Below are 13,738 nucleotides of genomic sequence, written 5' to 3'. Positions count from 1 at the left end.
TATTCATTTTTTAAGATATGTTCCCTGGTCAGTTCTCGATGAAAGATAATAAGAAGATGACGGAGCAGAAGGACAAGCATTTCTTCATAATTATCCTGGCAGCGTTGAAGCTCGATGATGATACGCTTGAAAATCTGTTCGTATTCCATAGAGGTTCCGACCTGAAATACACGCTCTTTATCCGGGAATCCATATTGCCGTAGGATATTTTTTACATTATTTCCTGTAAAATGAATCCAGTATACTTCTGTCTTATCTTCCCCATAATATTCATATTTCTGAAGTTCCTTCGGTCTGTACAGTACAATGTTACCGGCTGGAACAATCGTTTCGTTATCCACATTGTCAAAATGAAAATGCCCACAACCAGCAGTGATGTAAATAATCTGATAATCCAGGCGTCCCCTTGGACGGTAGGTTGGTAGCTTTGGATGACTGGAAAGGCGGTAAGTGCCGCAGCTTCCTACAATCAGTGGGCGACTTTTGTCTTTGAAATCCATATGGGAGTGGTTTAAATAACCGGTATTCATATACATAGGGCAGCACCTCTTTTCCTACTTTTTATCATTGTATCATTTAGTGCATATTTTGTCTAATCCAATTCATAGACATATTTTGCAAATTAGGATAATGTATATATAGCAAAACAAAGAAACGTAAAGATAAAAGTAAAGGACAAGATTTGCTGCGGGAAAACAAAGTGCAAAAAAATGTATATGTATTGAAGGAGAGTTATTTATGATTGTACCACGTTATTATGAGGATTTAAGCGTACTGCATGAAAACACAATGCCAGCCAGAGCCTATTATATTCCGGCATCCAAAAGAATGGATCACCTGGTGGAGCACAGGGAAGAGTCAGACCGTATGCAGTTATTGAATGGAACTTGGAAGTTCCAGTATTTTAACAGCATCTATGATGTTCAGGAACCTTTCTTTGAGAAAGATTATGATACAGAAAATTTTGATGAGATTCAGGTTCCGAGTGTATGGCAGATGGCAGGATATGACACACACCAGTATACCAATATCCGTTATCCATTTCCATTTGATCCGCCATATGTACCACAGGATATTCCATGTGGAGCATATGCACATACCTTTGTTTATCACAAAGATGAAAATGCACCAAAAGCCTTCTTGAATTTTGAAGGCGTAGACAGTTGCTTTTATGTATGGATCAATGGTTCTTATGTAGGGTACAGCCAGGTTTCACATATGACCAGTGAGTTTGATATTACGGACCTCCTTCAGGACGGAGAGAATAGCATAGCAGTTCTGGTCATGAAGTGGTGTGATGGTTCGTATCTGGAAGATCAGGACAAATTCCGTATGAGTGGTATTTTCCGGGATGTGTATATTCTGAAGCGCCCGGAGCAGGCAATCAGCGATTATCATGTAAAAACCAAGATTGAGGATATGCTTGCAAAGGTGGAACTTGACATGAAGTTCTACTCCCCGGCAGAGGTGAAGATTTCGATTAAAGATAAGAACGGAGCTGTTGTAGCAGTAGGAAGTATTGCCGAAGAAGGGACAGCAGTGTTGGAAATTGCAAATCCGGAGCTTTGGAATACGGAAAATCCATACTTGTATCAACTGATCCTTGAGACAGAAAATGAGGTAATTGTAGATCATATCGCATTACGAAAGATAGAGATCAAAGATCAGGTGATCTATTTAAATGGGCAGAAGATTAAATTCCGAGGTGTCAATCGTCATGATTCTGATCCGATTACCGGATTCTCGATCAGTGTGGAACAGATCACAACCGATCTTACGTTAATGAAGCAGCATAACTTCAATGCAATCCGTTCCAGCCATTATCCAAATGCACCGTTTTTCTACGAAATGTGCGATAAATATGGATTTATGGTAATAGATGAAGCGGATATTGAGGCACATGGACCATTCATGCTTTACCGAGAGGAAGACACAGACTATAACCGGTTCAAACGATGGAACGAAAAGATTGCAGATGATCCGGCATGGGAAGCAGCCATCGTTGATCGTGTAAAACTCATGGTGGAACGTGACAAGAACCGTTTTTGTATCGTCATGTGGTCTATGGGAAATGAAAGTGCTTATGGCTGTAACTTTGAAAAAGCACTTGCTTGGACAAAGAAATTTGATCCGGATCGTATCACACAGTATGAGAGTGCAAGATACCGTAATTATGATGAAACATATGATTACAGCAACTTGGATGTGTACAGTCGTATGTACCCGGCACTTTCCGAGATTCAGGAATATCTGGATAAGGACGGAAGCAAACCATTCCTTTTGGTAGAGTATTGCCACAGCATGGGAAATGGACCTGGGGATTTTGAAGATTATTTCCAGATGATTCAGGACAACGATAAAATGTGTGGTGGTTTTGTTTGGGAATGGTGTGATCATGCGATTGCTCATGGCACTGCCGAGAATGGAAAGACAATCTATGCCTATGGAGGAGATCATGGAGAAGAAATCCATGACGGCAATTTCTGTATGGATGGATTGGTATATCCGGAAAGAACGGTACACACAGGACTGCTGGAATACAAGAATGTATACCGCCCGGTAAGAGTTGTTTCCTATGATAAAGAAAGTGGAGAGCTGGTGCTTCACAACTACATGGATTTTGATGACTTGAAAGATTATGCAAAAATCAGCTATGAACTGACACAGGATGGACTTGTGATTAGTAAAGGAAAACTTGCAGAAGTATCTGTGGCACCACATAGCGAAGGAAAAACAAACCTGAAGGTCAATGTCCCGGAAAATGGAAAATGCTATTTAAAACTCATTTACCACCTGAAAAAAGAAATGCCATTGCTGGAAGAGAATCACATCCTTGGATTTGATGAGATCGAAGTAAGCCAGAAGGATGCCAAGTGCCAGTTGGCAGAAAAATGGTTGGAAAAAACAGCGACGGACTCTGAATTACAGGTGAATGAAGATGATACACAGATTCACATCAAAGGTCGTGAATTTTCTTACACCATTGACCGACGTACTGCACTCTTTACAGAGATGAAATTTGCAGGAAGGGAATATTTGAACCATCCGATGGAATTAAATATCTGGAGAGCACCAACAGATAATGATATGTATATCAAAGCTGAATGGAAAAAAGCCCACTATGACAAGGCTTATACAAGAGCTTATACGACAGAGGTTGTGCAGGGAAAACATGGTGTGAAGATTGTAAGCCATGCTTCCGTTGTGGCAGAGACAGTACAGAAAATTCTTGATGTGACGATTACATGGAAAATAGATGCTACAGGAAAGATTGATGCAGATATAGAAGCAACAAAAGACGGAGAATTCCCGGATCTTCCGAGATTTGGTGTGAGAATGTTCCTGGATAAAAAACTTTCAGATGCCAGATACTTTGGAATGGGACCACAGGAGAGCTATCGTGACAAACATCAGGCAGCAAGCCATGGTCTGTACCGGGCAAACGTAAGTGATTTGCATGAAGATTATATCCGTCCACAGGAAAATGGTAGCCATTATGATTGTGGATATGTAGAACTTAACAACAGCCGATATGGAATTGCGGCATTTTCAGGAAGTACATTTTCATTCAATGCTTCTTATTATACGCAGGAAGAACTTGAGAAGAAAACACATAATTATGAATTGACAGAATCAGACAGTGTAGTTCTTTGTGTTGATTATGCATTAAATGGAATAGGTTCTAACAGTTGTGGTCCGGTTGTATTGGATCAGTATCGATTTAATGATGTATTATTCCGGTTCCAGTTCACCCTGGTTCCGTATGTAAAGGGATAATAAAGTTTCAGGTAACCCGTAAACAAGGAAAGAGAGACTGGCTGTTCTGCAAGGTCCGGATATACAGAACAGCCAGGCGAAAACAGAGCAAAAGAAAAATTTAGAATTAGGCATCATACTGTTAGGCATCTTGAAATTCTAAGCGCAATGAATATGAGGAGCAAAGAAATTCTATGGAAGAAAAAAAGTATTTGAAATGGTATAACAAAATTGGATATGGTTCGGGTGATATCGCAGGTAATGTAGTCTATGCGTTCCTGACCTCCTTCATGATGGTCTATCTGACAGACTCAGTAGGACTCGCTGCAGGTGTTGTTGGTACTCTGATTGCTGTATCAAAATTATTTGATGGTTTTACGGACATATTCTTTGGATCAATGATCGACAAAACACATAGCAAAATGGGAAAAGCAAAGCCTTGGATGCTATATGGATATATCGGCTGTGCCATTACGCTGGTCTGCTGTTTTGCTGTGCCAGTCAGCTGGGGAACAACCGCTAAATATGCATGGTTCTTTATCTCTTATACACTGTTAAATGGTGTGTTTTATACAGCAAACAATATTGCATACTCAGCACTTACATCACTTATTACTAAGAACAGTAAAGAACGTGTACAGATGGGATCTTACCGTTTCATCTTTGCATTTTCAACAAGTCTTCTGATTCAGGCAATTACGGTTGGATTTGTAGATAAGTGTGGTGGAGATGCAGCTGCATGGAGAACTGTAGCAATTATTTATGCAATCATTGGTCTTATCGTAAATACAATTTCTGCTCTTTCTGTTAAGGAGCTTCCAGAAGAGGAACTTAACGAAGGAGAAACAAAGAATAAGGATGAGAAGTACGGAATGGTACAGGCATTCAAACTTCTTATTAAAAACAAATATTACATGATGATCTGTGGAACTTACATCTTACAGCAGTTATACAGTGCCATGATCGGGGCTGGTATTTATTACATGACATGGGTACTGAAAAATAAAAACCTGTTCGGACAGTTCGCATGGGCAGTTAATATTCCACTGATTATTGCTTTGATTTTCACACCAACCTTAGTTGGTAAGTGGAAAGGTATGTACAAACTGAACTTGAGAGGTTATATGTTAGCAGTTGTCGGCAGAGCACTCGTTGTTGTTGCCGGATATATGGGCAGTGTTCCACTTATGATGGCATTTACAGCGCTTGCAGCATTAGGACAGGGACCATGGCAGGGAGATATGAATGCAGTTATCGCATCCTGCTCGGAATACACTTATCTTACACAGGGAAAGAGAATTGACGGTACGATGTACTCTTGTACTTCTCTTGGTGTAAAGATTGGTGGAGGTATTGGAACAGCTGTTGTTGGATGGATGCTTGAGTTCAGCGGATATGTTGGAACAAATGCAACTCAGCCACAGTCCGCACTTAATATGATGCAGTTTATGTATCTGTGGCTTCCGTTAATCTTTGATGTGTTGATTATGTTTGTACTTTCAAGAATGAATGTAGAAGGTGCAAATGAGAAACTGAAAGCAGAAAAAGGAATCACTGCAGACGAAGTAACAGATGCATCAGATATGGAATAAAATTTGATGGAAAAGCGTTGTCTGATCGGTGTTTGATGAGGCAATGCTTTTTCTATATTACAAACAATAGGGGTGGTATTTTGAAAATAGAAGAAGCAATCAAATTATTGAATGGAAAATCTTTTGACAACAAATTAACAGAATTATATGTTGATCAGAACCGGGTTCCATATGAAAAAAAACGGTATCTGAAAGCAATCGACAGCTACAGGACATATTTTGGTGAAGGCGAGATAGAAATATTCAGTGCACCGGGAAGAAGTGAAATAGGCGGAAACCATACGGATCACCAGCATGGGGAAGTGCTGGCGGCGTCCATTAACAATGATGCAATCGCAGTTGTAAGAAAACTGGAAGAACCATTCGTGAAAGTAATGTCGGATGGTTACAGTAACCTGATTACGATTCAGCTGGATGACCTGGAGAAAAAGATCGAAGAAGAAGGTACCACAGATGCACTGATTCGTGGCGTGCTTGCCAAGATGAAAATGAATGGTCATCTGATCGGAGGTTTTCAGGCATATGTGACCAGCGAAGTGCTGATTGGTGCAGGTCTTTCTTCCTCAGCTGCTTTTGAAACACTGATCGGAACGATTCTATCCTATCTTTACAATGATGGTAAGGTTACTCCGATTGAAATTGCCAAGATTGGACAGTATGCAGAAAATGTATATTTCGGGAAACCATGTGGTTTAATGGACCAGATGGCATGTTCGGTAGGAAGTCTGGTGCATATTGATTTTGCAGATCCGGAAAACCCGATCGTGGAACAGGTTAATTTTGATATGAACGCTTATGGGTATAGCTTATGTATTACGGACACGAAAGGATCTCATGCAGATCTGACACCGGATTATGCGGCAATCCCACAGGAAATGAAACAGGCTGCCAAATGCTTTGGAAAAGAGTTCCTTGGCGAAGTACCTAAAGAAGAGATTTTGAACCATATTACTTTGATACGTGAGCTGGCAGGTGATCGTGCAGCACTTCGGGCATTGCATTTTGTATGTGAAAATGAACGTGTCAAAAAGGAAGTAGATGCGTTAAGAAAGGATAATTTTCCGAAATTTCTGGCGAATGTGAAAGAATCCGGAGATTCTTCTTTTAAATATCTTCAGAACGTCTATACCTGTCATGACGTACAACATCAGAATGTGTCTATTGCATTGGCACTGAGTGATGTAATATTCGGGGAAAAAGGTGTGTGTAGAGTTCATGGGGGAGGATTTGCAGGAACTATACAGGCATTTGTTCCGAATTATCTGGTGTCCAACTACCAAGAAGAGATGGATAAGATTTTTGGGAAAGGTTCCTGTGAAGTATTAAAGATCCGTAAGTATGGTGGTATTAAGGTATTATAAACACTGAGAGAAAAGGAGAGATGATCTATGAGTAGCATTTTAGTATTAGGTGGAGCAGGTTACATTGGTTCTCATACGGTGTATGAGCTGATCGAGACAGGGGAAAAAGTAGTAGTAGTAGATAATCTGGAAACAGGATTTCGTAAGGCTGTGCATCCGGATGCAAAGTTCTATCAGGGAGATATCCGGGACAGGGCATTTATTGATTCTGTATTTGAAAAAGAAGATATTGATGGAGTCATTCACTTTGCTGCCAATTCTCAGGTAGGTGAGAGTATGGTAAATCCACTCAAATATTACAACAATAACTTGTGTGGAACAGAAGTATTGCTGGAAAGTATGGTTGCACATGGCATCAACAAGATTGTATTTTCATCAACAGCAGCCACATACGGAGAACCGGAACGGATTCCGATTCTTGAAACAGACCGTACTGTTCCAACAAACTGTTATGGAGAAACAAAACTTTCCATGGAAAAGATGTTTAAATGGACAGCGAATGCCCATGATTTACGTTTTGTATCCTTGCGCTATTTTAATGCCTGTGGAGCACATCCAAATGGAAAGATTGGGGAAGCCCACAATCCGGAGACACACTTAATTCCACTGATATTACAGGTGCCGAATGGAAAAAGAGAGTTTATTTCTATCTTTGGAAATGATTATGAGACAAAAGATGGCACATGCGTAAGGGATTACATCCATGTAAATGATCTTGCACAGGCTCATATCCTGGCTATGGAGTATTTAAGAAAAGGAAATGACAGCAATATTTTCAATCTGGGAAATGGAGTTGGATTTACTGTAAAAGAAGTGGTAGAGACAGCCAGAAAAGTAACAGGGCACCCAATCCCGGCAAAGGAAGAACCAAGAAGAGCAGGAGATCCGTCAACGCTGATTGCATCCAGCGAGAAAGCAAAAGAGATTCTTGGATGGAAACCAAAATTTGATGATCTGGAGACGATTATCACAACAGCATGGAATTGGCATAAAAATCATCCAAATGGTTATGAAGCATAGTACGAGGGGAGAAAGATAAAATGATTGATCAGTTGATTTCGGAACTGGTGACTTATGGACTGCAAAACGGACTGATAGATGATGCGGATAAAGTGTATGTGACAAATGGTTTATTGGAACTGTTTCAAAAACAGGATTATCAGGAGCCGAAAGCATCTGTAGAGCCAAGAGAGTTACACTTCATTTTAGAGGATATGCTTGCATTTGCACTGTCAGAGGGAATCTTAGAGGATGATACAGTGACGATGAAGGATCTTTTCGACACAAAGATCATGGGGATTCTGACACCGGCTCCGTCTGTGGTAAGAAAAGCTTTTGAAGAAAAATATCAGGTATCTCCAAAGACAGCAACCGACTTTTATTATCATTTCAGTCAGGTAACAAACTATATCCGCACAGACCGGATTGTGAAAGATGAAAAGTGGACGACAGATACAGAATTTGGTCAGATGGATATCACGATCAATCTGTCAAAACCAGAAAAAGATCCAAGGGATATTGCAAAAGCAGGAGCAGCAAAGAAATCTGGATATCCGGCATGTCTGCTCTGCCGAGAAAACGAAGGATATGCAGGTCATATTTCACATCCTGCAAGACAAAACCACAGGATTGTACCGGTAACTTTGTGTGGAGAACAGTATTATTTACAGTATTCACCATATGTATATTACAATGAACACTGCATTATTTTTAATGAGAAGCATATTCCAATGGCGATTAACCGGATGACTTTTGATAAGTTACTTGATTTTGTGAAGCAGTTTCCACATTATACGGCAGGTTCTAATGCGGATCTGCCAATCGTAGGAGGCTCCATTTTAAGCCATGATCATTTTCAGGGCGGCGGTTATGTGTTTGCCATGGCAAAGGCACCGTATGAACTGGAATTTGAATTAGATGGATATCCAGATGTACACGCAGGGATTGTAAAATGGCCGATGTCAGTGATCCGTCTGCAGGGGAGAGCAACGGAGAGTATAGTAGATGCTGCTGATCATATTCTTACAAAATGGCGGTGTTATTCGGATCCGACAGCTGATATTTTCAGTGAGACAGATGGTATTCCACATAATACGATTACGCCAATCGCAAGGATGCGTGGAGACTTATATGAACTGGACTTGGTTTTGCGTAATAATATTACAACCGATGATTGTCCGCTTGGACTCTTTCATCCACACAGCGAGTATCATCATATCAAGAAAGAAAACATTGGACTGATTGAAGTTATGGGACTGGCTGTATTGCCCGCCAGACTGAAAAAAGAAATGGCAGAATTGGAACAGGCGATTCTCAATCATGAAGACCTGAGAAAGAATGAAACAATGGCTGCCCATGCAGACTGGGCAGAGGAATGGATGCCAAAATATGAGATTACAGACAGCAACATTCATTCCATTGTGCAAAAAGAAATCGGGATTGTGTTTACGAAAGTTCTGGAGGATGCAGGAGTTTATAAGAGGACAGATGAAGGGAAAGCTGCATTTAAAAGATTTATTGATAATTTATAAAAAAAGGACCACTTCATTTTTGTGAAATGGTCTTAGGAAAAATATTCAGTTTTCACAAAATAGTCCTTTTAGTATTTATACATGGTATGGATGCTCAAAATATTCAGCGTAGAATACTAAAAGGTCGTTCAGATATTTTTTTAAATTGCTCATTTGCGATTCCTCCTTTCCTTGTTTACAAGTTGATTATAGGATAGATGAAAAAGGATTGCTTGCCAAATCGAAAGAAGATATAGACAAATGTTGCAAAGGGGAGTATTTCATGCAGTTAAAATATGTTGACACAAAAGAGGAGATCATAGCGGTAAATAAAAAGTCAAAACATATTGAGCCACATCTTCATAATGCTTTGGAGATTATTTGTGTAACAAGTGGGACATTAGAACTTGGTGTTGGGCAGGAACTTTACCATATGGAAAAAGGAGATATAGGATTTGTATTTCCGGATATTATTCATCACTATCAGGTACTGACACCGGGGATAAATAAAGCGACTTATCTGATAGCCTCGCCATTTACGATTGGAAAATTTGCAGAGATTATGCAATCCATGGCACCTGAATATCCGGTTATAAAAGCGGAAAAGGTTGAACCAGAGGTGTACAGGGTTATCAATGCTATTTTAGAAACGGAACAGTCTGATATCACTGTTGCACAGGCGTATCTTCAAATTGTGTTAGCACGTTGCATAGGGAAACTTAATCTGGTAGAAAAGAGTCATGTGGGGAGCAAAGATCTTATCTACCAGACCGTTTCCTATATATCAGCAAATTTCAAGAAAAAGCTATCATTGGAAGAAATGGCAAAAGATCTTGGTGTGAGTAAATATGTCTTATCCCGGCTTTTTTCCAAAACCTTCCATAGAAATTTCAACCAGTACCTTAATGATGCAAGACTAAATTATGCATGTCATCGCTTGGAAAATACGAGCGATTCTATTACAAATATTTGCCTGGATAGTGGATTTGAAAGTCAGAGGACATTTAACCGGGTATTTAAGGAAAGATACAAAATTTCGCCGAGTGACTATCGGAATACATGCGTGAAGGATATGCTGTCATAAAATGTTCTGCAGATAGAAAAATTTACTTCGATTTCACGCCGTTATGTTTTTGATTTTATGTATGGATGATACAATGTTAAAATGGTCGCAGAGAACAGATTTTCAGAGGTGAAAGAACAAGGCGCACTCTAAAGAAAAAGAAAGGCAGGACATATATGAATATGGGAAAATCAGTCATTGATTTTAATGAGAAAAAAGGCTTCATCTGTGATATGGATGGTGTAATTTATCATGGCAATCAGATATTGCCAGGTGTTCCAGAATTCATTCAGTGGTTACATGATGAAAAGAAAGAATACTTATTTTTGACAAATAATAGTGGGTATACACCACGAGAATTAAATCAGAAACTGGCTAGGATGGGACTGGATGTGCCAGAAGAACATTTTTATACCAGTGCATTGGCAACAGCTGCTTTTCTAAAGGAACAGGCGGCAGGCTGTTCAGCATTTGTGATTGGAGAAGCCGGTCTGTTAAATGCACTTTATGATGTTGGTATTACAATGAATGATGTAAATCCGGATTATGTTGTTGTGGGAGAGGGACGATCCTATTCATTGGATACATTGACAAAAGCGACGAATTTAGTTCTGAAAGGTGCAAAGCTGATCGGAGCAAACTCGGATGTTTCCGGACCAATCGAGAACGGCATTGCTCCTGCATGTCGTGCATTGGTTGCACCGATAGAAATGGCAACAGGTACACAGGCATATTTCTGTGGAAAACCGAATCCACTGATGATGAGAACCGGATTGAATATGCTTGGATGTCACTCCGCAGAAGCTGTGATGGTTGGAGACCGCATGGATACCGATGTGATTTCGGGAATGGAAAGTGGTATGTCTACCGTATTGGTTCTCTCTGGGTGTTCAACGAAGGACACACTGAAGACGTATGCATATCGTCCAACTATGGTTTTAAATGGTGTTGGGGATATTGCTGCGATGGCGAGTTCAAAAGAAAATAGTACAAGATAATTGGAAATGTTGTAAGTAAGATGCCTGGCATCTTACTTACAACGTATGAGCATATTCATGAGAAGATAAATGTGAAAAATCAAGTAATGAAGAAAAATTCTGTTGAATTACATTCAGTATTTTCTGTTTTTTTTGCAATTCCTGCTTCTCCCGTATAGTGGTTGCTTGTTCAGATTCAAGATTATCAATTCGTTTCTGGATTTTTTCAGAGCTTGGGATTTTGGTAATGCCGAGATCCTGAAGCTCTTTTTTTAACGAATCGTGGAGCTGATATTCAGCCTGATGTCTGCTCCGATATGCTGTGGGATTTGGAGCTGATTTTGCATCTTCGATAACTTTACGACAGAGCCGGTAAGAATCACAATGCTTTTGAATAACTTTCTGCGTGGTCAGTTCAGTGCTGATTTCCTGGATGCGCTGATCAGCCGCTTTGATGGAATTTTCAACATCGGAAATATGCTGCTGAAAGTCCTCGTAGTTTAAGAGATTATTTTCGGAAAGATAGTTGAACGTTTTTGCAGCTTCTTTCAGATTATTCAGTTTTGCCCACCGCTCAAATCCCTCTCGATTGCCAGTTGTGACATAAGTGGAGATATTGATATAAAGACGAGCTTCTCTGGATAGGTTTTTCGGAGATTTCGTCTTATAGCGATTTTTCTCTAAACGGAGACGGACGTTTTCTTCGGTGTAGTAACTTCCCAGTGATTTCATATAGGTGAAATTTTTCTGTTCAGGTGCCCGGAAAGATAGATTTTTTCCCTGCCGTATTTCATATCCTGCCAACTGCATCTGCTGTAAAAATTCTTCATAATTGATAGAGGACCAGATTGCCTTATCAATCGAAACACGCAGTTTGGCTTTCCAGCTGGTTCCACGATGGTATTCCATATTTTCCTTATAGCTTTTTCCTTTTTCACCGGTTGGCATACTTGTGGCAAGTCCGTTTTCCTGGCAGATACGATTGCTGATCCGGCAGATTTTATGATAGCTGCGTTTGTTGGAAACATACTTATGATTGGTGACAAAGCTGGCGGCATTAAAGATGATATGATTGTGGATGTGGTCTTTATCAACGTGGGTGCTGATTACATATTCATATTTTCCTTTTAACACTTCATCAGCAAATTGCTGTCCGAGACGATGGGCAGTTTCAGCGTCAACTTCCCCAGGCTTAAACGACTGAATCAGATGAAAAGCCAGATTATCACCCTTATCCATTCCGTTGTTCTTTGCCGTTTCTCGTGTGAGAGCAAATTCCAAATCAGCAGTTTCCGGTGAGCAGCCAAAGCTGGAAACCAGTAGTTTTTCATCTGTCTTATCCGGATTGGTGATGTAGTCCAGAGCTTTCTTGTCAGTTACTTTAATGGGGAAGATCTTAATATATGCCATAGTTCTTTCATCATCTCTTTCAATTCTTTCATTTCTTCCGGATACAGATCTCCGGTGGTATTCACTTTCTTTGCAATCTGATTGATATTCACACCAATCTTGTGCATTTCCTCATATTGTTTCTTCAGGGGAGTGGTGTCGGTGTTGACAATATAGCCGTCAATTGCCATTTTACGAAGATAAGCTCCCATGTTTTTGGTCTTTGACTGTATCATCTTCATGCGGATCAGTTTCTTTTCTTCTGGAGTCACACAAAATAGGATTTGAATATTTCTTTTCCGATTTGACATACGCAGTTTTTCCTTTCTTTGAAGTTTATCAGTGTTGGATTTGGTGCTTTTTCGATTTAGGGTAGGGTTCCCTAAATTGCCTGTTTTTCGGAAGTGTATATACACTTCCTGTCCTTGCTATTTACCGGTGGCAGAGCCGCCGGAAGAGAGCCCTTAGAAAAAAAGTTCTCTATGAATTAGGTATTCGACGAGGGAAAATCGGACATGAAAAAGATAGTTAAGACAAAGAGTGAAAAGAATTTTTTTGAGATCAGAATATATGATATGTAACAGCCTGAACGGATTGTTTCATCGTAACAAACAAGAACCCCCTCAAAGCGGCAACTCTGAGAGGTTTCTTGTTATCTAATGGAATCTCACCAATTTTCTTAGCTACAGTCATTATATGCTTGAGTTATAAAAAACTCAACATGAAAATAGAGGCTCAATCACAAATTTTGTGGGATAAAGGATTTCTGACATAAGTCTTCCTGCTGATATCAAACAGTTTAAGGAAGAAGTATTCATCATCACGATATCCGTAAGCCTGTCGTCTTAATGTTTTGATTTTGTTGTTTATACCCTCAATCTTACCAGCTGATATGTCATATGTTGCATGAGCTATGATACCCTCAAAGTGATTGTCCAATAACCTTCTGAACCACATAAGGTGCTCGTTTTTAGTTGATTTACAGGTATCCATGATAGAGATAATATCCTCAGACATGCGTGCTTCGTCATTACGAGAATACGCAAGAGTTAAACTCTCTTTGATGAGATCAAGTGTAAACAGCAGCTTG

General features: G+C 39.8%; 11 protein-coding genes. 7 read left to right on the top strand and 4 right to left on the bottom strand.

What is annotated here, in order from left to right:
* Positions 1-536 (bottom strand): AraC family ligand binding domain-containing protein (locus tag BUB85_RS18435; protein WP_200803595.1); only part of this gene is annotated, 536 nt, incomplete at its 3' end.
* A gap of 202 nt (positions 537-738) precedes the next feature.
* Here BUB85_RS18435 and BUB85_RS18430 point away from each other — a divergent pair.
* From BUB85_RS18430 to BUB85_RS18400, 7 genes are all read left to right on the top strand, one after another.
* Positions 739-3,777 carry a glycoside hydrolase family 2 TIM barrel-domain containing protein gene (locus BUB85_RS18430; RefSeq protein WP_073113004.1) on the top strand — a complete coding sequence of 1,013 codons (3,039 nt, stop codon included), beginning with the start codon at positions 739-741 and terminating at the stop codon, positions 3,775-3,777.
* Positions 3,778-3,950: 173 nt separating this feature from the next.
* A complete protein-coding gene (locus tag BUB85_RS18425; RefSeq protein ID WP_073113003.1) occupies positions 3,951-5,348 on the top strand; it encodes an MFS transporter in 1,398 nt (465 codons plus the stop codon).
* Positions 5,349-5,383: 35 nt separating this feature from the next.
* On the top strand, positions 5,384-6,709 hold the full coding sequence (locus BUB85_RS18420) for a galactokinase (RefSeq protein WP_073113002.1): 1,326 nt from the start codon (positions 5,384-5,386) through the stop codon (positions 6,707-6,709).
* 27 nt (positions 6,710-6,736) lie between these two features.
* Entirely contained in the window at positions 6,737-7,729 is a 993-nt protein-coding gene (gene galE, locus BUB85_RS18415; RefSeq protein WP_073113001.1) for a UDP-glucose 4-epimerase GalE, read from the top strand.
* Between the two features lie 20 nt (positions 7,730-7,749).
* Positions 7,750-9,240, top strand: coding sequence for a UDP-glucose--hexose-1-phosphate uridylyltransferase (gene galT, locus BUB85_RS18410; RefSeq protein WP_073113000.1), 1,491 nt, complete (start codon positions 7,750-7,752; stop codon positions 9,238-9,240).
* Positions 9,241-9,502: 262 nt separating this feature from the next.
* Positions 9,503-10,303, top strand: a complete 801-nt coding sequence (locus tag BUB85_RS18405) for a helix-turn-helix domain-containing protein (RefSeq protein WP_073112999.1) — start codon at positions 9,503-9,505, stop codon at positions 10,301-10,303.
* A 155-nt stretch (positions 10,304-10,458) separates the two neighbouring features.
* Positions 10,459-11,280 (top strand): HAD-IIA family hydrolase, encoded by an 822-nt coding sequence (locus tag BUB85_RS18400; RefSeq protein ID WP_073112998.1) that lies wholly within the window; start codon positions 10,459-10,461, stop codon positions 11,278-11,280.
* 36 nt (positions 11,281-11,316) lie between these two features.
* Here the strand turns inward: BUB85_RS18400 and BUB85_RS18395 are convergent, their stop codons facing one another.
* From BUB85_RS18395 to BUB85_RS18385, 3 genes are all read right to left on the bottom strand, one after another.
* On the bottom strand, positions 11,317-12,669 hold the full coding sequence (locus BUB85_RS18395; protein ID WP_073112997.1) for a relaxase/mobilization nuclease domain-containing protein: 1,353 nt from the start codon (positions 12,667-12,669) through the stop codon (positions 11,317-11,319).
* A complete protein-coding gene (locus BUB85_RS18390; RefSeq protein ID WP_073112996.1) occupies positions 12,636-12,959 on the bottom strand; it encodes a MobC family plasmid mobilization relaxosome protein in 324 nt (107 codons plus the stop codon). The genes BUB85_RS18395 and BUB85_RS18390 overlap by 34 nt, the downstream gene beginning before the upstream one ends.
* A 424-nt stretch (positions 12,960-13,383) precedes the next feature.
* Positions 13,384-13,738: transposase (locus BUB85_RS18385; protein WP_143160783.1), on the bottom strand; the 355-nt coding region annotated here is incomplete at its 5' end.

It is taken from the genome of Hespellia stercorisuis DSM 15480, from assembly GCF_900142165.1.
GTDB lineage: Bacteria > Bacillota > Clostridia > Lachnospirales > Lachnospiraceae > Hespellia > Hespellia stercorisuis.
This window is presented reverse-complemented; position numbering and strand designations above follow the sequence as displayed.

Coding starts and splice junctions, on each gene's coding strand:
- BUB85_RS18430 (WP_073113004.1), top strand. CDS start 739: ATGATTGTACCACGTTATTATGAGGATTTAAGCGTACTGCATGAAAAC.
- BUB85_RS18425 (WP_073113003.1), top strand. CDS start 3,951: ATGGAAGAAAAAAAGTATTTGAAATGGTATAACAAAATTGGATATGGT.
- BUB85_RS18420 (WP_073113002.1), top strand. CDS start 5,384: ATGAGGCAATGCTTTTTCTATATTACAAACAATAGGGGTGGTATTTTG.
- galE (WP_073113001.1), top strand. CDS start 6,737: ATGAGTAGCATTTTAGTATTAGGTGGAGCAGGTTACATTGGTTCTCAT.
- galT (WP_073113000.1), top strand. CDS start 7,750: ATGATTGATCAGTTGATTTCGGAACTGGTGACTTATGGACTGCAAAAC.
- BUB85_RS18405 (WP_073112999.1), top strand. CDS start 9,503: ATGCAGTTAAAATATGTTGACACAAAAGAGGAGATCATAGCGGTAAAT.
- BUB85_RS18400 (WP_073112998.1), top strand. CDS start 10,459: ATGAATATGGGAAAATCAGTCATTGATTTTAATGAGAAAAAAGGCTTC.
- BUB85_RS18395 (WP_073112997.1), bottom strand. CDS start 12,669: ATGGCATATATTAAGATCTTCCCCATTAAAGTAACTGACAAGAAAGCT.
- BUB85_RS18390 (WP_073112996.1), bottom strand. CDS start 12,959: ATGTCAAATCGGAAAAGAAATATTCAAATCCTATTTTGTGTGACTCCA.